The sequence below is a fragment of the Thiobacillus sp. genome, from assembly GCF_024708915.1.
Window position 1 is genome coordinate 42,861 of record NZ_JANJXQ010000050.1, and the last position, 23,373, is coordinate 66,233.

Annotated in this window: 30 protein-coding genes; 21 read left to right on the top strand and 9 right to left on the bottom strand. The window is 64.6% G+C overall.

The features are described from left to right. Nucleotides 1–16: 16 nt before the first annotated feature. Genes Q0L94_RS04085 through Q0L94_RS04100 form a run of 4 tightly spaced genes read right to left on the bottom strand, consistent with a single transcriptional unit; the run spans nucleotide 17 to nucleotide 2,023 of the window. Nucleotides 17–832, bottom strand: a complete 816-nt coding sequence (locus Q0L94_RS04085; RefSeq protein WP_296750308.1) for a peptidyl-prolyl cis-trans isomerase — start codon at nucleotides 830–832, stop codon at nucleotides 17–19. Nucleotides 833–843: 11 nt separating this feature from the next. After that, nucleotides 844–1,107: a BolA family protein gene (locus Q0L94_RS04090; RefSeq protein ID WP_296750310.1), complete on the bottom strand. Its 264-nt coding sequence runs from the start codon at nucleotides 1,105–1,107 to the stop codon at nucleotides 844–846. Next, on the bottom strand, nucleotides 1,104–1,406 hold the full coding sequence (locus Q0L94_RS04095; protein ID WP_296750312.1) for a YciI family protein: 303 nt from the start codon (nucleotides 1,404–1,406) through the stop codon (nucleotides 1,104–1,106). Before Q0L94_RS04095 ends, Q0L94_RS04090 begins: the two co-directional genes overlap by 4 nt. Further along, entirely contained in the window at nucleotides 1,406–2,023 is a 618-nt protein-coding gene (locus Q0L94_RS04100) for a septation protein A (protein ID WP_296750314.1), read from the bottom strand. The genes Q0L94_RS04095 and Q0L94_RS04100 overlap by 1 nt, the downstream gene beginning before the upstream one ends. Before the next feature lie 108 nt (nucleotides 2,024–2,131). Here Q0L94_RS04100 and Q0L94_RS04105 point away from each other — a divergent pair, with 108 nt between their 5' ends. The 4 genes from Q0L94_RS04105 to Q0L94_RS04120 are packed head-to-tail and all read left to right on the top strand — an operon-like array spanning nucleotide 2,132 to nucleotide 5,582. Further along, the gene (locus tag Q0L94_RS04105; protein WP_296750316.1) at nucleotides 2,132–2,995 is read left to right on the top strand and encodes a 3',5'-nucleoside bisphosphate phosphatase; all 864 of its coding nucleotides are present in this window, start codon (nucleotides 2,132–2,134) and stop codon (nucleotides 2,993–2,995) included. A gap of 12 nt (nucleotides 2,996–3,007) precedes the next feature. Then, the gene (locus Q0L94_RS04110; RefSeq protein ID WP_296750318.1) at nucleotides 3,008–3,631 is read left to right on the top strand and encodes an L-threonylcarbamoyladenylate synthase; all 624 of its coding nucleotides are present in this window, start codon (nucleotides 3,008–3,010) and stop codon (nucleotides 3,629–3,631) included. Between the two features lie 6 nt (nucleotides 3,632–3,637). Further along, on the top strand, nucleotides 3,638–4,342 hold the full coding sequence (locus Q0L94_RS04115; protein WP_296750320.1) for a site-2 protease family protein: 705 nt from the start codon (nucleotides 3,638–3,640) through the stop codon (nucleotides 4,340–4,342). A gap of 37 nt (nucleotides 4,343–4,379) precedes the next feature. Further along, nucleotides 4,380–5,582 carry a tryptophan--tRNA ligase gene (locus Q0L94_RS04120; RefSeq protein WP_296750322.1) on the top strand — a complete coding sequence of 401 codons (1,203 nt, stop codon included), beginning with the start codon at nucleotides 4,380–4,382 and terminating at the stop codon, nucleotides 5,580–5,582. A gap of 19 nt (nucleotides 5,583–5,601) precedes the next feature. On the opposite strand, the gene arfB is transcribed toward Q0L94_RS04120, so the two are convergent. Beyond that, a complete protein-coding gene (gene arfB / locus Q0L94_RS04125) occupies nucleotides 5,602–6,030 on the bottom strand; it encodes an alternative ribosome rescue aminoacyl-tRNA hydrolase ArfB (RefSeq protein WP_296750324.1) in 429 nt (142 codons plus the stop codon). A 16-nt stretch (nucleotides 6,031–6,046) separates the two neighbouring features. Then, on the bottom strand, nucleotides 6,047–6,901 hold the full coding sequence (gene murI, locus Q0L94_RS04130) for a glutamate racemase (RefSeq protein WP_296750326.1): 855 nt from the start codon (nucleotides 6,899–6,901) through the stop codon (nucleotides 6,047–6,049). Nucleotides 6,902–6,969: 68 nt separating this feature from the next. Here murI and Q0L94_RS04135 point away from each other — a divergent pair, with 68 nt between their 5' ends. Then, nucleotides 6,970–7,590: a cation transporter gene (locus tag Q0L94_RS04135; protein ID WP_296750328.1), complete on the top strand. Its 621-nt coding sequence runs from the start codon at nucleotides 6,970–6,972 to the stop codon at nucleotides 7,588–7,590. 116 nt (nucleotides 7,591–7,706) lie between these two features. Here the strand turns inward: Q0L94_RS04135 and queG are convergent, their stop codons facing one another. After that, the gene (gene queG, locus Q0L94_RS04140) at nucleotides 7,707–8,768 is read right to left on the bottom strand and encodes a tRNA epoxyqueuosine(34) reductase QueG (protein WP_296750364.1); all 1,062 of its coding nucleotides are present in this window, start codon (nucleotides 8,766–8,768) and stop codon (nucleotides 7,707–7,709) included. On the opposite strand from queG, the gene tsaE reads away from it, so the two are divergent. The 7 genes from tsaE to miaA all read left to right on the top strand — a co-directional run bounded on the left by tsaE (nucleotide 8,763) and on the right by miaA (nucleotide 14,820). After that, nucleotides 8,763–9,248, top strand: a complete 486-nt coding sequence (tsaE, locus tag Q0L94_RS04145; RefSeq protein WP_296750330.1) for a tRNA (adenosine(37)-N6)-threonylcarbamoyltransferase complex ATPase subunit type 1 TsaE — start codon at nucleotides 8,763–8,765, stop codon at nucleotides 9,246–9,248. The two genes, queG and tsaE, sit on opposite strands and share 6 nt — an antisense overlap. Further along, nucleotides 9,230–10,459 carry an N-acetylmuramoyl-L-alanine amidase gene (locus Q0L94_RS04150; RefSeq protein WP_296750332.1) on the top strand — a complete coding sequence of 410 codons (1,230 nt, stop codon included), beginning with the start codon at nucleotides 9,230–9,232 and terminating at the stop codon, nucleotides 10,457–10,459. Before tsaE ends, Q0L94_RS04150 begins: the two co-directional genes overlap by 19 nt. Beyond that, on the top strand, nucleotides 10,456–10,995 hold the full coding sequence (locus tag Q0L94_RS04155; protein ID WP_296750334.1) for a hemerythrin domain-containing protein: 540 nt from the start codon (nucleotides 10,456–10,458) through the stop codon (nucleotides 10,993–10,995). The genes Q0L94_RS04150 and Q0L94_RS04155 overlap by 4 nt, the downstream gene beginning before the upstream one ends. Continuing rightward, nucleotides 10,992–12,767, top strand: coding sequence for a DNA mismatch repair endonuclease MutL (gene mutL, locus Q0L94_RS04160; RefSeq protein WP_296750336.1), 1,776 nt, complete (start codon nucleotides 10,992–10,994; stop codon nucleotides 12,765–12,767). The genes Q0L94_RS04155 and mutL overlap by 4 nt, the downstream gene beginning before the upstream one ends. 62 nt (nucleotides 12,768–12,829) lie before the next feature. Continuing rightward, the gene (locus tag Q0L94_RS04165; protein WP_296750338.1) at nucleotides 12,830–13,183 is read left to right on the top strand and encodes a S24 family peptidase; all 354 of its coding nucleotides are present in this window, start codon (nucleotides 12,830–12,832) and stop codon (nucleotides 13,181–13,183) included. Nucleotides 13,184–13,312: 129 nt separating this feature from the next. Then, on the top strand, nucleotides 13,313–13,765 hold the full coding sequence (locus Q0L94_RS04170) for a ligand-binding protein SH3 (protein ID WP_296750339.1): 453 nt from the start codon (nucleotides 13,313–13,315) through the stop codon (nucleotides 13,763–13,765). Nucleotides 13,766–13,881: 116 nt separating this feature from the next. Continuing rightward, nucleotides 13,882–14,820, top strand: a complete 939-nt coding sequence (miaA, locus tag Q0L94_RS04175; protein ID WP_296750341.1) for a tRNA (adenosine(37)-N6)-dimethylallyltransferase MiaA — start codon at nucleotides 13,882–13,884, stop codon at nucleotides 14,818–14,820. A gap of 6 nt (nucleotides 14,821–14,826) precedes the next feature. Here the strand turns inward: miaA and xseA are convergent, their stop codons facing one another. Next, nucleotides 14,827–16,179, bottom strand: a complete 1,353-nt coding sequence (gene xseA, locus Q0L94_RS04180) for an exodeoxyribonuclease VII large subunit (RefSeq protein ID WP_296750344.1) — start codon at nucleotides 16,177–16,179, stop codon at nucleotides 14,827–14,829. Between the two features lie 78 nt (nucleotides 16,180–16,257). Next, complete coding sequence (locus Q0L94_RS04185) at nucleotides 16,258–16,443, bottom strand: hypothetical protein (RefSeq protein WP_296750346.1); 186 nt, start codon at nucleotides 16,441–16,443, stop codon at nucleotides 16,258–16,260. Nucleotides 16,444–16,515: 72 nt separating this feature from the next. Here Q0L94_RS04185 and Q0L94_RS04190 point away from each other — a divergent pair, with 72 nt between their 5' ends. The 9 genes from Q0L94_RS04190 to Q0L94_RS04230 all read left to right on the top strand — a co-directional run bounded on the left by Q0L94_RS04190 (nucleotide 16,516) and on the right by Q0L94_RS04230 (nucleotide 23,125). Next, complete coding sequence (locus Q0L94_RS04190) at nucleotides 16,516–17,121, top strand: MotA/TolQ/ExbB proton channel family protein (RefSeq protein ID WP_296750348.1); 606 nt, start codon at nucleotides 16,516–16,518, stop codon at nucleotides 17,119–17,121. A gap of 7 nt (nucleotides 17,122–17,128) precedes the next feature. Further along, nucleotides 17,129–17,545 carry a biopolymer transporter ExbD gene (locus Q0L94_RS04195; protein WP_296750350.1) on the top strand — a complete coding sequence of 139 codons (417 nt, stop codon included), beginning with the start codon at nucleotides 17,129–17,131 and terminating at the stop codon, nucleotides 17,543–17,545. A 12-nt stretch (nucleotides 17,546–17,557) separates the two neighbouring features. Continuing rightward, complete coding sequence (gene lpxK, locus Q0L94_RS04200) at nucleotides 17,558–18,541, top strand: tetraacyldisaccharide 4'-kinase (protein ID WP_296750352.1); 984 nt, start codon at nucleotides 17,558–17,560, stop codon at nucleotides 18,539–18,541. A 33-nt stretch (nucleotides 18,542–18,574) separates the two neighbouring features. Next, on the top strand, nucleotides 18,575–19,690 hold the full coding sequence (locus tag Q0L94_RS04205; RefSeq protein ID WP_296750354.1) for a GGDEF domain-containing protein: 1,116 nt from the start codon (nucleotides 18,575–18,577) through the stop codon (nucleotides 19,688–19,690). Continuing rightward, entirely contained in the window at nucleotides 19,671–19,856 is a 186-nt protein-coding gene (locus Q0L94_RS04210) for a Trm112 family protein (RefSeq protein WP_018077267.1), read from the top strand. Before Q0L94_RS04205 ends, Q0L94_RS04210 begins: the two co-directional genes overlap by 20 nt. A 12-nt stretch (nucleotides 19,857–19,868) precedes the next feature. Further along, on the top strand, nucleotides 19,869–20,627 hold the full coding sequence (gene kdsB / locus Q0L94_RS04215; protein ID WP_296750356.1) for a 3-deoxy-manno-octulosonate cytidylyltransferase: 759 nt from the start codon (nucleotides 19,869–19,871) through the stop codon (nucleotides 20,625–20,627). 112 nt (nucleotides 20,628–20,739) lie between these two features. Next, nucleotides 20,740–21,393, top strand: coding sequence for an adenylate kinase (adk, locus tag Q0L94_RS04220; protein WP_296750358.1), 654 nt, complete (start codon nucleotides 20,740–20,742; stop codon nucleotides 21,391–21,393). Nucleotides 21,394–21,416: 23 nt separating this feature from the next. After that, on the top strand, nucleotides 21,417–21,782 hold the full coding sequence (locus tag Q0L94_RS04225; protein WP_296750360.1) for a hypothetical protein: 366 nt from the start codon (nucleotides 21,417–21,419) through the stop codon (nucleotides 21,780–21,782). Between the two features lie 86 nt (nucleotides 21,783–21,868). Continuing rightward, nucleotides 21,869–23,125: a 6-phosphofructokinase gene (locus Q0L94_RS04230; protein ID WP_296750362.1), complete on the top strand. Its 1,257-nt coding sequence runs from the start codon at nucleotides 21,869–21,871 to the stop codon at nucleotides 23,123–23,125. Nucleotides 23,126–23,373 lie beyond the last annotated feature (248 nt).

A 23,373-nucleotide genomic window follows, 5' to 3' on the forward strand; every position in this document is an offset into this window, starting at 1 on the left:
AGTCATTATTAGCGGATTACTCGATTTTTGCACTGGCACGAACTGACGTGATGGCGTCGCGGATGCGCTGCTGCTGCAACTGCTTGACGATTTCGCCGCGTACGGCATCCAGCGGCGGCAGCTGCGCCTGACGCGTGTCGTCGAGACGGATGACGTGGTAGCCGAACTGCGTCTTCACCGGCGTCTTCGTGGTTTCGCCTTTTTTCAGGCCGGCCAGGGCGTCGGAGAATTCCGCTACGAACGCGCGGCGGTCGGACCAGTCGAGGGCGCCGCCGTTTTTGGCCGAGCCGGTATCCTTCGATTGCTTTTTGGCGAGATCCTCGAATTTGGCCTTCTTGCCGAGGTCGGCAATGATCTTCTTCGCTTCGGCTTCGGTTTTCACCAGGATGTGGCGCGCGCGGTATTCCGGCTCGGCGGGCTCGGCCTTGGCCTTGTCGTAGGCGGCCTGGATTTCCGCGTCGTTCACCGGATGGGCTTTGACGTAGTCTTCCAGATAGGCTTTGGCCAGCTGATCCTTGCGGCGGATATCCAGCGCCGCGGCGAGCGGCGGCTCCTTGTCGAGCCCCTTGTCCATGGCGGCGCGCGACAGCAGTTCCAGGTTGATCAGCGATTCGCGCACGCGCTCGGCGAGCTGCGGGGTATCGGGCTGGCCCTGGGCCATTTCGCGCTTGACCAGATCGCCGTACAAGGCGGGGATTTCCTTGCCGTTGACTACGGCCAGCGGTTTATCGGAGGCGGCAACTGGGGCGGGCGCCGCAGGGGCAGGGGTTTGCGCCTGCGCCAGCGGGGTGAGGGCCAGCAGGATCAGGGCGGGGAGAAGGGCAAGACGCATGCGGATTCCTTTCAGAGTTCTTCCGGAGTTAAGGCAGTGATCGACAGCGCGTGAATCTCGCGCTGCATGAGCTCGCCCATGGCTTCGTACACCAGCCGGTGGCGAGCGAGGGTGGAGAGGTTACGGAATCTGGATGACACCAGCGTGAGACGGAAATGCCCGCCGCCGGAAGCGGCGCCGGCGTGACCCTTGTGCTGGGCGCTTTCGTCTTCCAGGGTGTAGGTTTCGGGTTCCAGCGCGGCGAGGCGCTGGCGGATCAGGTCGGCGGTGCTCATGCGGGAAACGCTTTCTTGAACGGTTTGACGCTGACCGCCGCGTAGACCCCGGCAGCCACATAGGGATCGGCATCCGCCCACGCCTGCGCGTCGGCCAGCGAGTCGAATTCGGCGACGATCAGGCTGCCGGTAAAGCCGGCTGCGCCGGGATCGTCGCTGTCGATGGCGGGGAAGGGGCCGGCCAGCAGCAGACGCCCCGCCTGCTGCAAGGCATGCAGGCGCTCAAGATGCGCGGGGCGGGCGGCCAGGCGCTTGGCGAGGCTGCCGGGCCCGTCCTGGCCGACGATGGCATAGAACATTATTGCTTTTCTTCCTTGTCCAGATATTTGGTCAGCATCATGCTCTGGCCGATGACAAACACCAGCATCAGCCCCAGACTGCCGAACAGCTTGAAGTTGACCCAGGCATCGGTCGAGAAGTTGAAGGCGACAAACAGGTTTGCAACCCCCATGAAGGCGAAAAATCCGCCCCAACTCGCGTTTAACCGACCCCAGGCAATGTCAGGAAGTTCCATTTGCGCGCTCATTAAACTTTTGATGACGTTGCGGCCCAAAGCGGCAGCGCCAAAAATGATGGCGGCGAAAATCCAGTACAGCACAGTCGGCTTCCATTTGATGAAGCTCTCGTCGTGCAGCCACAGGGTGGCGCCACCGAACAGCACGATGATGCCAAGGCTGACCCACATCATGGTTTCCACCTTGTGGCCGCGCAGCTTGACCCAGCCGATTTGTCCGAAGCTGGCGACGATGGCCACCAGGGTGGCGAGGTAGATGCCGGGTTTTTCGTTGGCGCCCAGCGGCTGCGGCAGGCCGAGTCCCGCCAGGAAGGCGCGCGTGGCTTCGGCGTTGGCATCGCCTACTTTGTAGGCGATGAAGAAGACGATGATGGGGAAGAGATCAAACAGTAATTTCTTCATTATGTTGGTGCTTGGCGACCGGCTGCAATTCGGGTGACTGCGTATTTTGCTATGATTCCCCCTCCCAACCAAGCGCTTTTGGCCCCGTCCGCCCGATCCCGATCATCGATGCTCAATATCGATCTGCATTGCCATTCCAATATGTCCGACGGTGTGTTGTCGCCCGCCGAAATCGTCGCGCGCGCCGCGGCGAATGGCGTGCACGCGCTCGCGCTGACCGATCACGACGACGTGGCGGGAATTGCCGCTGCGCAGGCGGCGGCGGCGACGGCTGGGCTGAGGCTGATCCCGGGCGTCGAAATCTCGGTGAGCTGGGGCGGTCAGACCGTGCACATCGTCGGTCTGCGCATCGATCCGCGGCATCCCGAACTGGCTGCCGGCCTGCACGGCATCCGCCGCGGGCGCATCGAGCGCGCCCGGCGGATGGGAGACGATCTGGCGCAGTCCGGCATCGCCGGCGCCTACGCGGGCGCCTGCGGCTATGCGGCCAACCAGCAGCTGGTGGGACGCACCCATTTTGCGCGCTGGCTGGTGGCGCAGGGCCACGTCCCCGACATGCGCGCTGCGTTCAGGCGCTTTCTCACGCGCGGCAATCCCGGCTACGTCGAACACGAATGGGCCACGCTGGAGAACGCCGTCGGCTGGATCCACGCCAGCGGCGGCACGGCGGTGATCGCGCATCCCGGACGCTATGCCTTCAACGCGCGCGAACTGCACCTGCTGCTGGATGCTTTCCGCGCACTGGGCGGCGAAGGCATCGAAGTCATCAGCGGCACCCATCACCCGACCGAATACGGCAAGTTTGCCGATCTGGCGCGCGCGTTCAGCCTCAAGGCCTCGCGCGGAACGGATTTCCACGCGCCGGGCGAGGGCGCCGATATTGGCCGCCTGCCTGCGCTGCCGCATTATTGCCAGCCGGTGTGGCAGGGCTGGCCGGAGCTGGCAGCCCATTTTTCTTCTTCTCTGGCCTGAGCATCAGCATCTATGGCGCAATTCTTCAATATTCATGCCGACAATCCGCAGCCCCGACTGATCCAGCAGGCGGTGGATATCCTCAAGCGCGGCGGCGTGATCGTTTATCCCACCGATTCGTGCTACGCGCTGGGTTGCAAGATCGGCGACAAGGAAGCGGCGATGCGGCTGCTGTCGGTGCGCGGACTCGATAGCGGGCACGACCTCACGCTGATCTGCCGCGACCTGTCCGAGCTCGGACGCTACGCCCAGGTGGACAACACCCAGTTCCGTTTCCTGAAGGCGCACACCCCCGGCGCCTACACTTTCATCCTGCGCGGCACGCGCGAAGTGCCGAAGCGGCTGCTGCACAAGAAGCACGACACGATCGGCTTGCGGGTTCCCGCGCATCCGATCGTGCAGGCGCTGCTGGCCGAGCTGGACGAGCCCATCCTGTCGTCCACCCTGCTGCTGTACGGCGAAGACGTGCCGCTGACGGAGCCATGGGAAATTCGCGAGCGCCTGGAGCACCAGGTCGATCTGGTCATCGACGGCGGCGCCTGCGGCCTGACCCCGACCACCGTGGTCGACATGACATCGGATGTCCCGGCGGTGCTGCGGTTCGGCAAGGGCGACACCTCGGACTTCGAGGTCTGATCCTGCATGGAATTGACCCTGATCCAGAAAATTGCCGTGTTCGCGCTGCCGGTGATTTTCGCCATCACCTTGCACGAAGCCGCGCACGGTTACGTCGCGCGCTTCTTCGGCGACATGACCGCCGCCGCCGCGGGGCGCATCACGATCAATCCGCTCAAGCACATCGACCCGGTGGGCACCATCCTGGTGCCGCTGGCGATCCTGCTGACCAGCAAGCTGCTGGGCGGAGGCGCGATCCTGTTCGGCTGGGCCAAGCCGGTTCCGGTCAATTTTTCCCGCCTGCGCCGCCCCAAGCAGGACATGCTGTGGGTCGCCCTGGCCGGCCCCGGCATGAACTTCGTCATGGCGCTGTTCTGGGCGCTGATGATCCAGCTCGGCCACGCGCTCGGCAGCGGCTTCGCCAGCGCGCCGCTGATGCTGATGGGCGCCGCCGGCGTGTTCATCAACGTCATCCTGATGGCGCTGAACCTGATCCCGCTGCCGCCGCTCGATGGCGGCCGCATCGCCGTCAGCTTGCTGCCGATGAAGCAGGCCATGCAGTTTTCCCGGCTGGAGCCGTATGGCCTGTTCATCCTGCTCGGCCTCCTGTTCACCGGTATCCTCGGCATCATCCTGTGGCCGCTGATCAGCCTGTTCGTCGGGCTGACCGCGCTCGTCACCGGCCTCGATCCTGCGCAACTGATCGGCCTGATCCAGGTCGTGCTGTCCTGATTCCAGCCCTTGAATTCCTAGCCCCTCGCCTCTAATCATGTATTCCGACCGCGTTCTCTCCGGCATGCGCCCCACCGGGCGTCTGCACCTGGGCCACTACCATGGCGTCCTGAAAAACTGGCTGCGCCTGCAGAACGAATACCAGTGCCTGTTTTTCGTCGCCGACTGGCACGCGCTGACCACGCATTACGACACGCCGCAGGTGATCGAGGATAACGCGCGCGACATGGTGGTCGACTGGCTCGCCGCGGGGATCGATCCGGCGCAGGCCACGCTGTTCGTGCAGTCGCGCGTGATCGAGCATGCCGAGCTGCATCTGCTGCTGTCGATGATGACGCCGCTCGGCTGGCTGGAACGCGTGCCCACCTACAAGGATCAGCAGGAAAAGCTGACCAGCAAGGATCTCTCGACCTACGGCTTCCTCGGCTATCCGCTGTTGATGAGCGCCGACATCCTGATCTACCGTGCCAACCGGGTGCCGGTCGGCGAAGACCAGATCCCGCATATCGAATTCACCCGCGAGCTGGCGCGCCGTTTCAATCACATGTACGGCCGCGAGGCGGGGTTCGAGGACAAGGCGCGCGCTGCGGTCAAGAAGCTCGGCTCGAAGAAGGCCCGCCTGTACGAGGAATGCCGCACCGCCTATCAGGAACAGGGCGACGACGAGGCGCTGGAATCCGCCCGGGCGCTGTTGAACGACGCCCAGAACCTGTCGATGAACGACCGCGAACGACTGTTCGGCTACCTCGAAGGCTCCGGCAAGATGATCCTCGCCGAGCCCGACGCGCTGTTGACCGAGGCGTCGAAAATGCCGGGACTGGACGGGCAGAAGATGTCCAAGTCCTACGGCAATACCATTGCCCTGCGTGAAGACCCCGAGACCGTCACCAAAAAAATCCGCACCATGCCGACCGACCCCGCGCGCGTGCGCCGCACCGATCCGGGCAATCCGGCCAATTGCCCGGTGTGGCAGTTTCACCTGGTGTATTCCGACGACGCGACCCGCCAATGGGTCACCGCAGGCTGCACCAGCGCCGGCATCGGCTGCCTCGAATGCAAGCAGCCGGTGATCGACGCCGTGCTCAATGAACTCGCGCCGATCCGCGAGCGTGCGCAGTATTACGAGGACAACCCCGATCAGGTCCGCAACATCCTCGCCGACGGCTGCGAAAAGGCGCAGGCGCTGGCGCGCGATACGATGCGGGATGTGCGCGAGGCGATGGGGCTGACGTTCGGCTAGACAAGGGCGCTGCGCCGGCTCAGCTGTTATCGGTTCCCGGTTTCATGGTGCGCAGTTTCTTGGTTTCCCCCCGCCGCTGCTTGCTGTCCAGCCGCCGCTTTTTGGAAGCCAGCGTCGGGCGGGTGGGGCGGCGCGGCGTCTCCACTTCGCAGGCTGCGCGGATCAGCGCGAGCAGCCGTTGCAGCGCATCGTCGCGGTTGCGCCGCTGGCTGCGGTAGCGTTCGGCCGAGAGGATCAGCACGCCGTCCTGGGTGAGGCGGCTGCCGGCCAGAACGATCAGGCGGGCGCGCACCGGCTCGGGCAGCGAAGGCGAGCGGGCGACGTCGAAGCGCAGTTGCACGGCGCTCGACACCTTGTTGACGTTCTGCCCGCCGGGGCCCGAGGCGCGCACGAAATCCTCCTGGATTTCCCGCTCGTCGAGTTCGATCCAGGCGTTGACCCGGATCATGCGCAGGGCTGTGCGGCTACCACTTCACCACGTGCACGTTGTTGAGCGTGCGCCCGAGGAAACGCTCGCCGATGGTCTGGAAGCGCAGCGGCACGTCGGTGACGTAGAAGTCGTAGCGCGGCTGGGCCGGGCCGGGGTTGGCGATCTGCTTCTCGGCCAACACCGCGGCGACCTGCTCGGCCATGGCTTCGGCGGAATCGACCAGCGCGACCCCCTCGCCGACCACGTGGCGCAGCAGCGGCTTCAACAGCGGGTAATGGGTGCAGCCGAGGACCAGGGTATCGATCTGCTCGGTCAGCAGCGGCTTCATGTATTCCTGCGCGGTCAGCCGGGTCACTTCGTGGTCGAGCCAGCCTTCCTCCACCAGCGGCACGAACAGCGCGCAGGCCTGCGAATGGATACGCGAGTCGGGCGCGTAGTCGTGGATGGCGCGCGCGTAGGCGTTGCTGTTGATGGTGGTGGGGGTGCCGATGACGCCGATCTTCCTGCCGCCGCGCGCGGAGGCCGCGCCGGCGTCGATGACGTCGAGCACCGGCACCGGCGACAGATCCTTGACGACTTGCGAGGCCACCGCCGCCATGGTGTTGCAGGCGATGACCAGCAGCTTGACGTCCTGTTCCAGCAAAAACTGCGCGATCTGGGTGGTGAAGTGGGTGATGGTCTCGACCGACTTCACGCCGTAGGGCACGCGCGCGGTGTCGCCGAAATAGACGATGTTCTCGTAGGGCAGACGCTCCATCAGGGCGCGCACCACGGTCAGTCCGCCGATGCCGGAATCGAATACGCCAATTGGTCGATTTAGGCCCAGCGTTTGCTCCCTCTCCCGCGAGCGGGGGAGGGTTGGGGAGGGGGGCTGGTCGCTGGTGGACATGGGTGGCAGGATGGCGGGATGACAGAGCCAGTATTTTACCTTCAGGGCCGCCTGCGGCGGCATCCGGCATGAGCGGCTGCGGCTGCGATTCGGTGTGCAACGCGGCGCCGCCCGACCCGGGTTATCGGCGTGCGCTGTGGGTCGCGCTGGTGCTGAACGCGCTGATGTTCGGCGTCGAACTGGCGGCGAGCTTTGCGGCGCAGTCGGTGTCGCTGCTGGCCGATGCGGTCGACTTTCTGGGCGACGCCGGCAACTACGGCGTCGCCCTGTTCGTGCTCGGGCTGGCGCCGGTATGGCGTTCGCGCACCGCGCTGTGGAAGGGCTGGCTGATGGTCGGCTACGGCGTGTTCGTGCTCGGCAAGTCGGCCTGGCAGTGGTCGGCGGGCGTGGTGCCGGAGCCCTTCATCATGGGCTGGGTGAGTCTGCTGGCGCTGGCGGTCAACGTCGGCGTGGCGGCACTGCTGTATGCCCATCGACAGGGCGACGCGCAGGCGCGCTCGGTGTGGCTGTGCTCGCGCAACGACGCGCTCGGCAATCTGGCGGTGATGGGCGCAGCGGCCGGGGTGTGGGCCACCGCACACGGCTGGCCGGATATCGTGGTGGCACTGGTGCTGGCAGGACTGGCGCTGAGTTCGGGGGCGTCGGTGATCCGCCATGCGCGAGAGGAATTGCGCACCAACGGTAGGTAGGAGGGCCGCCCTCGGCCCGAATTTCGAACCCTTGCAAAGACCACGGTATCGGGCCAGGTACCCAAAGAACGGGCATAAAGACGGCCCTCCCACAAGGTTTGACCGTAGCCCTCTGTTTACGGCGCTGTCTGCTGGCGCGCCAGCGCCCACGCCACGTGCTCGTGCACCAGTTCGGACGGGTGCTGCAGGCGCGCGCCAAGCGCCGCTTGAATCTCAGGCGAGGGCGGCGCGTTGCCCAGCGCGACCGCGATATTGCGCAGCCAGCGTTCGTGGCCGATGCGGCGGATCGGCGAACCGGCCAGCCGTTCGTTGAAATCGGTTTCGCTCCAGGCAAACAAATCCACCAGTTGCGCACTATCGAGCCCGTTCCGCACGCCGAAGTCCGGCAGCGCGGCGGTCTGCGCGAAGCGGTTCCATGGGCACACCAGCTGGCAGTCGTCGCAGCCGTAGATGCGGTTGCCCAGCAGCGGGCGCAACTCCGGCGGAATGCTGCCCTTGAGCTCGATGGTGAGATAGGAAATGCAGCGCCGCGCGTCGAGCGTGTAGGGGGCGACGATGGCTTGCGTCGGGCAGACGTCGAGGCAGGCCCGGCAGGTGCCGCAGTGGCCGGCCTCGGGCGCGTCCACCGGCAAGAGCAGGTCGGTATAGATCTCGCCGAGAAAAAACCACGAGCCATGCTGCCGGTTCAGCAGCAGCGTGTGCTTGCCGCGCCAGCCGAGCCCGGATTTCGTGGCGAGTTCCACTTCCAGCACCGGCGCGCTGTCGGTGAAGACGCGGAAACGGTGTTCGCCGATTTCCGCGCCGATCTTTTCGGCCAGTCTTTGCAGGCGGTTGCGTAAGACTTTATGGTAGTCGCGCCCCAACGCGTAGCGCGAGACGTAGGCCGCGGCGGCATCGGCCAGCACCGCATGCGGGTCGGCTGCGGCGGGCGGAAAATAATCCAGCCGCGCGCTGATGATGCGGACGGTGCCGGGCACCAGTTCGGCCGGCCGGCTGCGCTTCACGCCGTGCGCCGCCATATAATCCATGTCGCCATGAAAACCCCGATCCAGCCATGCCTGCAAGCCCGCTTCGGCGCCACTCAGTTCGCCGTCGGCGATGCCGACGGCGGCAAAGCCGAGCTCGCGCCCCCATTGCTTGATTTGTTGCGCCAGTCGGCTTAAATCCTGTTCATGCATAAACACGATGATACCGTGCGATGCCGCTGCCACCTGGCCGACGAGGCGGCGACGCTGGCCTTCGGCGCACGGCTGGCGCGGGAACTGACGCCCGGATTGACCCTCTACCTCGAAGGCGATCTGGGTGCGGGGAAGACCACCCTGGTGCGTGGGCTGTTGCGGGCGCTGGGCCACGGCGGGCGGGTGAAAAGCCCGACCTATACCCTGGCGGAAACCTATAGCCTGCCCGCATTTGAGCTGTATCATTTCGACCTGTATCGTTTGCACGACCCGCGCGAATGGCTGGACGCCGGGTTTCGCGATGTCAGCGGCGGCCAGGCGGTGAGTCTCATCGAATGGCCGGAGAAGGCTGCCGGCTGGCTGCCGCCGCCGGACGTGGTGGTCCGCCTGCGGATCGACGACGACAGCCGCGATGCCGAATGCGAAGCCGTCAGCCCGCGCGGCGCCCATTATCTGGAGGCATGTTGCACGCCCTGCTGAAAATTTTCCTGTTGTGCGGTTTGCTGGCGTCGGGCTGGGCCCAGGCGCTGCAACTCAGCGCCACACGCCTGTGGCCGTCGCCCGATTACACCCGGATCACGCTGGAGGCGGCGCAACCGGTCGCGCACAAATACTTCGCGCTGTCGAACCCCGAGCGCCTGGTGATCGACCTCGAGGGCGTGGAGGCGGGCGCAGCGCTCGACGCGCTGGGCGGACAGCTGAGCGCAGAGGATCCCTATATCGGCGCCATTCGTGTGGGGACGAATCGTCCCGGGGTGATGCGCCTGGTGCTGGATCTGAAAGCCGCCGTCAAACCCTCGGTGTTCCAGTTGCCGCCGCTGGGACAATACGGCCACCGGCTGGTGGTGGACCTGTATCCGGTTCAGACAGACCCGGCGCAGACCGCCGACACTGCGGCGAATCCGGTCGCGCCGCCGCAACCCGGCGTGGCCGAACAAGCCAGGCCCGCCAAGCCTGCCGCGCCGCAATACGCGCGGCTGATTACGGTGGCGATCGATGCCGGCCACGGCGGCGAAGACCCCGGCGCGATCGGCGCCAACGGCTCGCACGAGAAGAACATCACACTGGCGCTGGCGAAAAAACTCAAGCAGAAAATCGATGCGCAGGAAAACATGCGCGCCGTGCTGATCCGCGACGGCGACTACTTCGTGCCGCTGGCGCAGCGGGTCACCAAGGCGCGCGCGGTGAAGGCCGATCTGTTCATGTCGATCCACGCCGACGCCTTCATCAAGCCGCATGCGCGCGGCTCGTCGGTGTTCGCGCTGTCGGAGCACGGGGCGACCTCGGTCGCGGCGCGCTGGCTGGCCAAAAAGGAAAACGAGGCGGATCTGGTGGGCGGCATCAACATCGACGTCAAGGATCCTTTTCTCAAGCGCACCCTGATCGACCTGTCGCAGACCGCCACCATCAACGACAGCCTGAAGCTGGGGCGCGCGGTGCTGAAGGAGATCGGCGGCGTCAACACGCTGCACAAGGCGCACGTCGAGCAGGCGGGGTTTGCGGTGCTGAAGGCACCGGATATTCCGTCGATCCTGATCGAGACCGCGTTCATTTCCAACCCGGAAGAAGAGAAACGCCTCAACGACTCCGCCTACCAGGATCGACTGGTCGACGCCATCGTCGTCGGCGTCAAGGATTACTTCGACAAGCACCCGCTGACCGCGCCGTCGCGGCTGACGCGCAATCCATGACCGGCAGCCTGCTGGGTGCGGCGGCCCCGGGATTCGACCGGCCGCTGGATGTGCTTGAGGCCTGCCATGGCCGCATCGCCAAACAGTGCGACACCCTGGAGAAAATACTGGCGCATCTGCCGGCGCACGGCGCCGACGCGCAGGCGCAACAGGCCGCGCGCGCGGTGCGGGCTTACTTCGACACCGCTGCGGTGCACCATCACGACGACGAAGAACGCAACCTGTTCCCGTTGCTGGAACAGGCGGGCGCGCCCGGCGCCTGCGATCTGGTCGAAACCCTGACGCTGGAACACGACGAGCTGGCCCTGCTGTGGCGGCGGCTGAGCGTTGCCTTGCGGCAGATCGAGACGGGCGCGGCGAATGCGCTGGACGAGGCGCTGACGCGCCGTTTCATTACCCTCAATCGCAGCCATCTCGAATTCGAGAACACCCATGTGCTGCCGCTGGCGCGGCAAGCGCTCGGCGCCGCCGATATCGAACGGCTGGGCCGCGCCATGGCGGCGCGGCGTGGCGCGCCGTTTGTGGAGCGGCCATGAGCATCCGCGTATTGCCCGATGTGCTGATTTCGCAAATCGCCGCCGGCGAGGTGGTCGAACGCCCCGCAGCGGCGCTGAAGGAGATACTGGAAAACAGTCTCGATGCCGGCGCCAGCGAAATTCAAATCGAACTGGAGCAGGGCGGCATCAAGCGCATTCGCGTCAGCGACAACGGCGGTGGCATCCCGAAGGACGAACTCGTGCTCGCGCTGACGCGCCATGCCACCAGCAAGATCGCCAGCTTGAGCGACCTCGAGCGGGTGGCGAGCCTGGGCTTCCGCGGCGAGGCGCTGGCGTCGATTGCCGCGATCGCGCGGGTTCAGCTGACCAGCCGCAGCGTCGATGCGGCGCATGCCTGGGCGCTGCAGGCCGAAGGCGGGCAGCTTGCCGCGCCCGCACCGGCGGCGCGCGCCGGCGGCACCACGATCGATATCCAGGATCTGTTTTTCAACACGCCGGCACGGCGCAAGTTTCTCAAAACCGACGCCACCGAATACGCCCACTGCGCCGAAACCGTGCGCCGCCTGGCGCTGGCGCAGCCGCAGACGGGATTCACGCTGACGCACAATGGCCGCGTGCAGCTGCGCCTGAATGCCGAGCCGGCCGATGCGCGGGTGCGCCATGTGCTGGGCGACGCCTTCGAGCGCAACGCCATTGCGGTCGAGGCGGCGGCGGGCACCCTCAGGCTGAACGGCTGGGTGATCCGTCCCGGCGCCGCCACCGCCGGCCGCGACAGCCAGCACGTGTTCGTCAATGGCCGCTACGTGCGCGACAAGCTGATCGTCCATGCGCTGAAGGAAGCCTACCGCGACGTGCTGCACCAGCAGTTGAACCCGGCGTATTGCCTGTTCATCGAACTGCCGCCGGAAACGGTGGACGTCAACGTGCATCCGGCCAAGACCGAAATCCGGTTCCGCGACAGCCGGGGCGTGCACCAGTTCCTGTATCGCGCGGTCGAGCGCCTGCTGGGGGCGCCGGTGGCGTCCGGCGAGGCGTCCGCCATCGCCCCTGCGCCCGCATCCAGGCCGCCAGCCTGGGGCGCGCCGCAGCAAGCGGCGATGCCGCTGCAGGTGGCCGAGGCGATGGCGTTCTATGCGCCGTTTCAGGGATCAGGGGGCAGGGGCCAGGATTCAGGGGAGTTTGTTGCGCCTGCGGCGCAGGCTTTGCCTGAAAGCGGGCAGGGCGACGCACCGCCGCTCGGTTATGCGCTGGCGCAGTTGCACGGCGTCTACGTACTGGCGCAGAACGCGCAGGGGCTGGTGGTGGTCGACATGCACGCCGCGCACGAGCGGGTGGTATACGAAAAGCTCAAGTCCGCGCTCGACGCCCGTGCGGTGCCGGCGCAGACGCTGCTGATTCCCCTGGCGCTGACGGTCGACGCGTGCGACGTGGCGGAGATCGGGCCGCATCTGGCTGCGCTTGCCGACATCGGCTTCGAACTGTCGGTCACCTCGCCGACCTCGGTGGCAGTGCGCTCGGTGCCGTGGCTGCTGAAAGATGCCGATCCCGTCGAGCTGACCCGCGCGGTGCTGGCAGAGGTCGCCGAATTCGGCGTGGCGCGGCTGCTGGTCGAGCGCCGCAACGAACTGCTGGCGACGCTCGCCTGCCACGGCGCGGTGCGCGCCAACCGGCATCTGACGCTGCCCGAAATGAATGCGCTGCTGCGGGAGATGGAGGCCACCGAGCGGGCCGGGCAGTGCAACCATGGTCGGCCGACCTGGTTCCAGCTCGGCCTCAAGGAACTGGATGCCATGTTCATGCGCGGGCGTTGATTTTGCGACGGCGCTTTTGGCTATAATCTTGAGCTAATTAGTCAGGTATTAACGGGATTCCCATGAACGAACGCAAAACCATTCCCATCCAGGACATCAACGAGGCCAGCAACTGCTCCAGCGCCGAGCCCTATGCGCTGATGGTACTGGGCGATTCCATGCTGCCGGAATTCGAGGAAGGCGAAATCATCGTCGTCGAGCCGTCCGGCCTGGTCAAGGACGGCTCCTACGTGGTGGCCTACGTGAACGATGAATACATTTTTCGCCAGCTGGTGAAGTGCGACGACGGCTGGATGCTGAAACCGCTCAACCCGTTGTACGAGAACATCCCGGTGCCCGATGTCGACGTGGCCAAGGGGGTGGTGATCATGAAGAAGCGGCCGGGCAAGCGCAGCGAGCAGAAGCGTTACATCTGAGCATGCCGGCGATCGATTCAATTTATTGAATGGGTCATTAAATATTCGAATAAAATGGTTGACTAATATACTCAGGTATATAGACTGAAGATGCAGTTCAACCCTTCACCTTCATTAAAGGAGAAAGCCATGAGTGGATTGATCGCCAATTTTCCGAGCGACGGCATCGTAACCGTCAACCGCGTGGTTCTGAAGCCGGAATACACGGTGGACGACCTGCAGGAGCGCGTGGCGTTTCTGTGCGAAAACGTCAAGACCTATCACTCCGACACCGGTTTTGTGGGCGGCTTTGTCGCGCTGAACTCCGGCCAGGTGTCGAACGAAGGCTCGACCATCGGCCAGGCGGTCGAAAGCCCGATGAAGGGCAAGGAAGCGCTGATCGTGACTTTCTGGACCGACTTCGAAAACCACGAAAAATCGCACCGCTCGGAGACCTTCCAGCCGCTGTTCCAGAAAGCACTGGAACTGTGCGAGAACGGCAACGAGGAGATTGCCTACGAAATGCTGTGGTCCGGCAAGGCTTACGGCCCCGACGAGATCGCGGCAGCACGCCAGGCCAAGGCGCAATACGCTACCAGCTGATTTGCGGTTCCACTGGAAACGGCGGGATTTCCCGCCGTTTTTTATGGGTGCGCTGTGGCGATTCGAGTCCCTTGATATTGCTTGCCGCCAGCCCGACTGCGGCATAATCGGCCGCCATGCCTGAGTATCTGCCTCCCGCCATTTTCCTGATGGGCCCGACCGCTTCGGGCAAGACCGCGCTTGCGGTCAACCTGCTCGAACGCTTTCCGCTCGAAATCATCAGCGTCGATTCGGCGCTGGTATACCGCGGCATGGACATCGGCACGGCCAAGCCCGATGCCGCCACTCTGGCGCGCGCACCGCATCATCTGCTGGATATCCGCGATCCCACCGAAGCCTATTCGGCGGCGGCGTTTTGCGACGATGCGCGGCGGTTGATGGCCGACATCGCCGCGCGCGGCAAGGTGCCGCTGCTGGTCGGCGGCACCATGCTGTATTTCCGTGCCTTGCTGCACGGGCTGGACGATCTGCCGCGTGCCGATGCCGCGCTGCGCAAAAAGCTGGAAAGGGAGGCCGCCGAGCGTGGCTGGCCCGCACTGCACGCCGAACTGGCCGTGGTCGACCCGGTGACCGCCGCACGGCTGGCGCCGAACGATTCGCAGCGCATCGGCCGTGCGCTGGAGATTTTCCGGCTTGCCGGCACGCCCATGTCGGCGCTGCTCGACCAGGATCAATCCGAATTGCCCTACCGCGTGCTGCAATTCGCCCTGATCCCGTCCGACCGTGCCGTGCTGCACCAGCGCATCGCCGCGCGCTTCGATGCCATGCTGGCGGAAGGTTTGCTCGACGAAGTGGAAATCCTGCGCCGCAGCTACGCACTCACGCCCGACCTGCCTGCCATGCGCGCGGTCGGCTACCGCCAGGCGTGGGCTTATCTCGACGGGGACATTGATTTGGCGGCTTTGCGCGAGCAGGGCATCGCCGCCACCCGCCAGCTCGCCAAGCGCCAGCTCACCTGGCTGCGCTCGTGGCCCGACGTGGTGGTGCTGGATTGCCTGGCGGCCGGACTGGAATCACAGGCGACGGCCCTGGTGGAACGTCATTTAAGGCCGTAGCCGGCCTCAATCCTCGCGCGTCGACTCCACCCGCGCGCGGGCCCGTCCGCGATGGAAACGGATGCCGACGCTGTCGCCCGCGCCAAGCGTCGCGGCATCCTGCACCACCGCGCCGTTTTCCAGTTGCACGATGCTGTAGCCGCGCGCCAGCACGCCTTCCGGGTTGAGGTGGGAAAGGCTGCTGGCCAGCCGCGCCAGTTCGAGTTGACGCCGGCCGGCGCTGCCCTCGACCGCGCGTGCGGCACGCGCGCCAAGCGTGCCCAGCCGCTGCTGCTCGCGCCGGATGGCGTGAAGCGGCGTCACCAGCCGCTGGCTCAGCCGCGCGATGCGCAGCTGTTCGGTCGTCAGGCGCGTGGCGCCGGCATGGCCGAGGCGCTGCGCCAACGGGTAAAGGTCGATGTAGCGGCGGCGCAGCTGCTCGGCCGGGTGGACCAGACGACGCGCCAGGTAATCCAGCCGCTGCATCTCGGTCTGCTGCCGGCGGGCGAGATGGCGCTGCAGCTGGCGGCCCAGGTGGCCCAGTTGCTGCAGCAGTTCGGCCCGCAGCGGGCTGGCGAGTTCGGCCGCCGCCGTTGGCGTGGGTGCGCGCAGGTCGGCGGCAAAGTCGGCCAGGGTGAAATCGGTCTCGTGGCCGATCCCGCTCACCACCGGCATCGGACTGGCGGCAATCGCACGCGCCACCGCTTCGTCGTTGAACGCCCACAAATCCTCCAGCGAACCACCACCGCGGCATACCAGCAGCACGTCGCACTCGGCGCGCGCGGCGGCGGTGCGGATGGCGGCGGCAATCTGCACGCCGGCGCCGGCGCCCTGTACCGGGGTGGGGTAGAGGATCACCGGCAGGCCCGGCATGCGGCGCGCCAGCGCGGTCAGCACGTCGTGCAGCGCCGCCGCCTGCGGCGAAGTGACGATGCCGAGGCAATACGGAAAGCGCGGCAGGGCGCGCTTTTTCGCCGGATCGAACAGGCCTTCTGCTTCGAGTCTGGCCTTGAGTTTGAGGAAGGCTTCATACAGCCGGCCGGCACCAGCGCGGCGGATCGACTCGGCGCCCAGCTGGAATTCGCCGCGCGCTTCGTACAGTGAGGGCAGGGCGCGCAGCTCGATGTGGTCGCCGTTGGCAGGGGTGAAATCGGCAAACTGGTTGCGGCCGCGAAACATCACGCAGCGCACCTGGGCATTCGCATCCTTCAGGGAAAAATACCAATGGCCCGACGCGGCGCGAGTGAAGTTGGATACTTCGCCTTCCACCCACAGCAGCGGCAATTGCGACTCCAGCGCACGGCGTGCCATGCGGTTGAGCTCGCTTACGGTGAGCACAGGCAATTCCACGGCGCCCGGGGAGTCTTCGATCCAGTCCATGGCGCGCAGGATAGCGGGTTGATGCCCGGCACGGTTCATGCACAGCCGATAAATTTCTGGGAAAAAATCTTTAAAACCCTATTGACGATAGTTGTGTTTTTGTAACTCATTGATATAAAAAAATAAAATGGATTGGTTACTTTTTGTGCCAAAACGCTTTTCCCTTTGTGGGCGGGTGTTTAGGGGAACTGGCAGGGCGTTTCTCACAGACTTATCCACATCAATTGTGGAGAACTCGGCCAGCACGCCAAAAACGCCGTCCATGCTATGGGGGCTTGCCGAACCCCGCGCGCGGGCGCTACATTTCGCCTGTTGTTTTATTGGGAGTGGTATCCAGTGCTTGCCATCATCGAGGCGGCCGGTTGGCCGGTCTGGCCGTTGATTCTGGCGTCGGTCGTCGCCGTCGCCATCATTATCGAACGCGCCTACAGTTTGCGTACCCAGGAAGTGGCGCCTGCCAGTCTGCTGCTGGAAACGATCAAGATCTATCAGGAACGCGGCGTGACGCAGGAGCTGGTCGCCCGGCTGGCCGACGGCTCCCCGCTGGGGCGGATATTTGCCACCGCGCTGAAGAACGCTCACAACTCGCGCGAAGTGATGAAGGAATCCATCGAGGAATCCGGACGTGCCGTCACCCACGAGCTTGACCGTTTCCTGACGTCGCTTGGCACCATCGCCAGCATGGCGCCGCTGCTCGGCCTGTTCGGCACGGTCATCGGCATGATCGAAATTTTCGGCGCACAAACGGCAACCGGTACCAATCCCGGACAGCTGGCGCATGGTATTTCGATTGCGCTGTACAACACGGCATTCGGCCTGATCGTGGCGATTCCAGCGATGATTTTCTACCGCTACTTTCGCGCCAAGGTGGAGTCCCTGGTGGTCGACATGGAACAGCAGGCGATCAAGCTGGTGGAAATCGTCCACGGCGAACGAAAGTAAGGCCGTCATGAATTTTCGCAGAGGCCGCCGCGAGGATTACCCGGAAATCAACCTGATTCCGTTCATCGACATCCTGCTCGTCATCGTGATTTTCCTGGCGGTGACCACCACCTACGCACGCTTTGCCGAACTCAAGATCAACCTGCCCACCAGCAGTGCCGCGCAAACGCCCAACCCGCCCAAGCAGATCGAAGTGGCGGTGGCCGAAAGCGGCCGCTACCAGATCGACGGCACCGCGTTGGGCGAGGCCTCGATCGACGAGCTGGCCGCTGCGCTGAAAAAAGCCGCCGCCAACCGGGACGATCCGGTGGTGGTAATCAACGCCGATGCGCGGGCCGCGCATCAGTCGGTGGTGAACGTGATGGAAGCGGCACGCCGGGTGGAGCTGACCCGCATCACCTTCGCCACCCAGACCGCTCCTTAGGCGGTCGCATGCATGTTCTCTCCTGAGCATCTCTGGGCGCGCACCGGCGTGCTCACGGTGCTGCTTTTCCCGCTTGCCGCACTGTTTGCCGTCATCTCCGGCGTACGCCGGCTGGCGTATCGCCGTGGCTGGCTGACTCCGGTTGCGGTGGGGGTACCGGTGCTCGTCGTCGGCAACATTACTGTCGGCGGCAGCGGCAAAACACCGCTGACGATCTGGCTGGTGAACTGGCTGCGTGCGCGCGGGTATCGCCCGGGCGTGGTCAGCCGCGGCTATGGCGGCACGGCGCGCGGCTGCGTCGACGTGCAGGCCGACAGCCCGCCGGCGGAAGTCGGCGACGAGCCCTTGCTGATCCATCTCAAGACCGCGGCGCCGGTGGTGGTCGGGCGCGACCGGGTGGCAGCGGCACGCACCTTGCTGGCGCGTCATCCCGGAGTGGACATGATCGTCGCCGACGATGGCCTGCAGCACTACCGCCTGCAGCGTGACATCGAACTGGCAGTGATTGATGCGGCGAACGGGCTGGGCAACGGCTGGCTGCTGCCGGCGGGCCCTTTGCGCGAGCCGCGGAGCCGGCTGCGCAGCGTGGATGCGGTGGTCCAGGTGGTGCGCGGCGGCGCCGGATCGCAGGGATTCAGCGGGGCATGGCGCGCCGACTACCGTGCCGGTCAGGCCTATCGTCTGCGTGCGCCGCAGGAAAAAATAGCGCTCAGCAAACTGCCGGCGTGCGACTGGCTAGCCGTGACCGGGATCGGCCGTCCGCAGGGATTTTTTGCCATGCTCGAGGCGCATGGCATCCGTTTCAGCCCGCGTGCTTTCGCTGATCATCACGCCTTTCAGCCGCAGGATCTGCCTGCCGGCGCAGCCGTGCTGATGACGGAAAAAGACGCGGTAAAATGCCGCGCATTTGCTGGGGTAGACTGGTGGGCGGTGGAACTCGACGTCACCCCGGAATCCGGATTCGTCGACTGGCTGGACGCACGCATCAAACAATAAAGATCCACTGCGTGCGCATCAAGGGAGAAACGTATGAGGATGCAATCATCTGACTGGGGCGACCGCCGCCACCCCTGCCGCTGGGTGGCCGAAACCGGGGAGGCCGGGTTCTGGGTGCCTGATCGGTCCGAAATCGTCACCCAGTTCTTCACCCGCTACCTGTTTTTTTCGCTGGCAGTCATCTATTTCTCCACGCTGGAAAGCGTCCCCCCGGTGCTGTTCAGCATCGAGCAGCTGCTGGTCGCGCTCGGCGTTTACTTTTTCCTCAACAGCGGGTTCTTCCACCAGGCGCTGCACGGCGTCACGCTGCTGAAAATCCGCAGCGCCATGAGTGCCGATCTGCTGATCGTTACCCTGTGCGTGATTCACGATCCCAACCCGATTCCGCCGTCTGCGCTGGCATTTTTGATGGTGCTGCTGGGCAACGGCATGCGCTACGGCATGCGCCTGTTCACCGAGGTGCTGGGCGGCGTTTTTCTCGGCATGGCGATTTCCTTTGCCCTGCGCTATCGCCTGGGCGGATTCGAGGTCAGTGCGGGCGATGTGTTCTTCGGCGTGTTCTGGGTCACCCTGGCCTTGTACGCCTACATCCTGATGGGGCGCATCGAGGGACAGCGGCGCCAGCTCGATTACCGCAGCCGCTTCGATGCGCTGACCGGACTGCTCAACCGCCACGGCCTGCTTGCCGCGGCAGACAACATCTTCGACAAGACGAATACGCGCATCCCGGCCACCGTTTTGTTTGCCGACCTGAACCAGTTCAAGGCGGTCAACGACCGCTATGGCCACGGCGCAGGCGATCGCGTGCTGGCAGAATTCGCGCAGATATTCAGCGAATCGGCCGATACGGACGTGTGCGGACGCTGGGGCGGAGACGAATTTGTTGCTATCCTGCCGCTGCGCGAGGACGCCGCCGTCCGCCAGATTTTCGAGCGCATCGAAGTGCGTACCGCAGCCTGGAGCCACAGCAACGGCCTGCCGATGGCGGTAAGCCTGGGTGTCAGCCATGCCCCGCGCGACGGTCACGACCTGGTGACGCTGCTGTCGGTCGCCGATATCCATCTTTATCAAAGCAAGTCGCAACAGTCCGAAACGGCCGCTGCGCCTCCGAACTACAGGACTCTTATCGATGAACCCGAAGCTACTTGAAATTCTTGTGTGCCCGGTCTGCAAAAGCCCGCTCGAATGGAAGAAATCCGCACATGAACTGGTGTGTCGTGCATGCCGTCTCGCCTATCCCATCCGCGACGACATTCCGGTGATGCTGCCGGAAGAGGCGCGTCCGCTGGAGCCAGACGAAATCCACGGCAAATAACGACAAACCTCCATGCATTTCCGTGTCGTCATTCCCGCGCGCTATGCGTCCAGCCGTCTGCCGGGCAAGCCGCTGGCGGATATCGGCGGCCGGCCCATGGTGCTGCATGTGCTGGAGCGCGCCTTGCTGGCAGGCGCCGAATCAGTGGTGGTCGCCACCGACGACGCACGCGTGCAGCAGGCGGTCGAGGCCGCCGGCTATCCGGCCCTGATGACTTCGCCGGCGCACCGGTCGGGCACCGAACGCCTGGTCGAAGTCGCCGAAACACTGGGCTGGTCCGACGATACCCTGGTGGTCAATGTGCAGGGCGACGAGCCGCTGATCGATCCGGTGCTGATCCGCGAGGCCGCACGTCAGCTGGTCCTGCACGACGATGCGGTGATGGCGACGCTGGCACATCCGATCCACGACCATGCCGATTTCGTCAATCCCAACGTCGTCAAGGTGGTCGCCGACGAAGCCGGCTATGCGCTGTATTTCAGCCGTGCGCCGATCCCCTGGCCGCGCGATGCGTTCGCCGAGCGGCAGCCGATGCCGCACGAGCTCGGCGCGCTGCGCCACATCGGCCTGTACGCCTACCGTGCAGGTTTCCTGCGCACCTATGCCGGCCTCGCCAGTTCGCCGCTGGAGCGCTACGAGATGCTTGAACAGCTGCGGGTGCTGTGGCACGGCCACCGCATCAGCCTCGGCATCACGCCCGTCGCGCCGGCTCCGGGGGTCGATACCCCGGAGGATCTGGCGCGGATCCGCGCGCTGTTCAAGGCTGTTTAGCAGCCTCTTGAATCCGCCAATAAAATTTTTTAAGTGTTGCTTGACTCGCGCTTGGCTTAGGCTGTCGCGGTTTGGCACATTTCAGATATCCATATCAAAGGGAGATTAAGCAATGCGTTTGATTCTGTTGGGTGGCCCCGGCGCGGGCAAAGGCACGCAAGCCAATTACATCAAGGAAAAATACGGCATCCCGCAGATCTCCACTGGTGACATGCTGCGTGCGCAGATCAAGGCCGGCAGCGAGCTCGGCATGAAGGCCAAAGCCATCATGGACGCCGGCGGTCTGGTCTCCGACGACATCATCATCGGCATGGTGAAAGCACGCCTGACCGAAGCCGACTGCAAGAACGGCTACCTGTTCGACGGCTTCCCGCGCACCATTCCGCAGGCCGAGGCGATGAAGGCCGCCGGCGTGCCGATCGACTACGTGGTCGAGATCGACGTGGCGGACGAAGAGATCGTCAAGCGCATGTCGGGCCGCCGCGTCCACGTGGCATCCGGTCGCACCTATCACGTCGTGTTCAATCCACCCAAGACGGCCGGCAAGGACGACGTCACCGGCGAGGACCTGATCCAGCGCGACGACGATCAGGAAGAAACCGTCAAGAAGCGCCTCGACGTCTACCATGCGCAGACCGAGCCGCTGGTGAAGTATTACAGCGACTGGGCAGCGCGCGGCGAAGCCGGCGCCCCCAAATACGTGAAAGTCGCCGGCGTCGGCAAGGTCGACGGCATCCGCGATGCCATCTTCGCCGCACTCGGCTGATTGAAACCAGGCCGACTGCTCCGATGCCGCAGCTGATCCACCCGCTGACCGACACCGAACGCTGGATCGTCTCCAGCGCGGTGAAGGAGCGTTACGGTCGCGAGGTCGAGATCCAGGACGTCGAGACCGAAATCCGTCTGCACATCGACGACCGCGAACTGACGCTGTGTCCGGGCTTTTACTGGAACGAACACGGCTGTCATTTCGTGCTGTCGAAAACCGGCGATTCGCGCTACCGCAGCATGTTCTTCTATCGCATCCGCGACCGCTTCAGCACCGGGCGCGAGGAATACGACGACATTGGCGACTGCGTCACCATGCTGTTGAAAATGCAGGCCGACGAAGAAGCCCGCCGTCTGGCCGAGGGCGAGACAGGCGGCAACAGCTGATTATCCAAGCCAGCCTGCGCGCTGGCTTTTTGTTATGCAAAAACCTGTTTATTGCGTCGAATTGAAAGTCTAAGGAGACAACACTCATGGCGAAGAAAATGAACGCCTTTTACGCGCAGTCCGGCGGCGTTACCGCCGTCATCAACGCGTCGGCTTGCGGCGTGATCGAAACCGCGCGCAAGCACAAGGACAAGATCGGCAAAGTCTACGCCGGCCGTAACGGCATCATCGGCGCGCTGACCGAAGACCTGATCGACACCAGCAAGGAGTCCGCCACCGCCATCGCCGCACTGCGTACCACGCCGTCGGGCGCGTTCGGATCCTGCCGCTTCAAGCTGAAGTCGCTGGAAGCCAACAAGCGCGAATACGCACGCCTGATCGAGGTGTTCAAGGCGCACAACATCGGCTACTTCTTCTACAACGGCGGCGGCGATTCGGCCGACACCTGCTTCAAGGTGAGCCAGCTGTCGGAACAGATGGGCTACCCGATCCAGGCGATCCACGTGCCGAAGACGGTCGACAACGACCTGCCGATCACCGACTGCTGCCCGGGCTTCGGCTCGGTCGCCAAATACATCGCGGTGTCGACGCTGGAAGCCAGTTTCGACGTGCGCTCGATGGCCAAGACCTCGACCAAGGTGTTCGTCCTCGAGGTCATGGGCCGGCACGCCGGCTGGATCGCCGCCGCCGGCGGTCTGGTCGAGGACCAGGGTATTCCGGTCGTGATCCTGTTCCCGGAAATCGAGTTCGACCAGAAAAAATTCCTCGCCCGCGTCGACAAACTGGTGAAGGAGCACGGCTACTGCACCGTGGTGGTGTCGGAAGGCTGCCACTATCCGGACGGCAAGTTCCTCGCCGAGCAGGGCACGCGCGACGCCTTCGGCCACGCGCAGCTGGGCGGCGCCGCCCCGGTGGTCGCCAACATGATCAAGGACGCGCTCGGCCACAAGTTCCACTGGGCCGTCGCCGACTACCTGCAGCGCGCCGCGCGCCACATTGCCTCGAAGACCGACGTCAAGCAGGCCTACGAACTCGGCAAGAAGGCCGTCGAACTGGCGATCAAGGGCCACAACTCGGTGATGCCGACGGTCGACCGCCTCTCCGACAGCCCCTACAAGTACAAGATCGGCATGGCCGACCTGAAGGACGTCGCCAACGTCGAGAAATTCATGCCGCGCGATTTCATCACGAAAGACGGCTTCGGCATCACGGAGAAGTGCAAGCGCTATCTGGCGCCGCTGATCCAGGGCGAGGACTATCCGAAGTACAAGAACGGCCTGCCGGTTTACGTGACGCTGAAGAACGTGGCAGTAGCGAAGAAGCTGGCGACGTTTAAACTGTGATGAGCTTGGAGCCCCGGGACGTGCGGCTGCGCCGCGCAATGCAATCAGGCGCGGGCTTTGCCCGCACCACGCCTGGAACCTGGCGCCTGAATCCTATCCACTAAGGCAATGACACTCGACCGCGCTAAACAACTGCTGAAAGTCCAGGCCGATTTCGGCGGCTTCTACAACGGCAATTCAGCCAAGCTGATCCTGTCCGAAGTGCAGCGCGAGCATGGGCAGGCAGCGGTCGATCAACTGATCGTCGA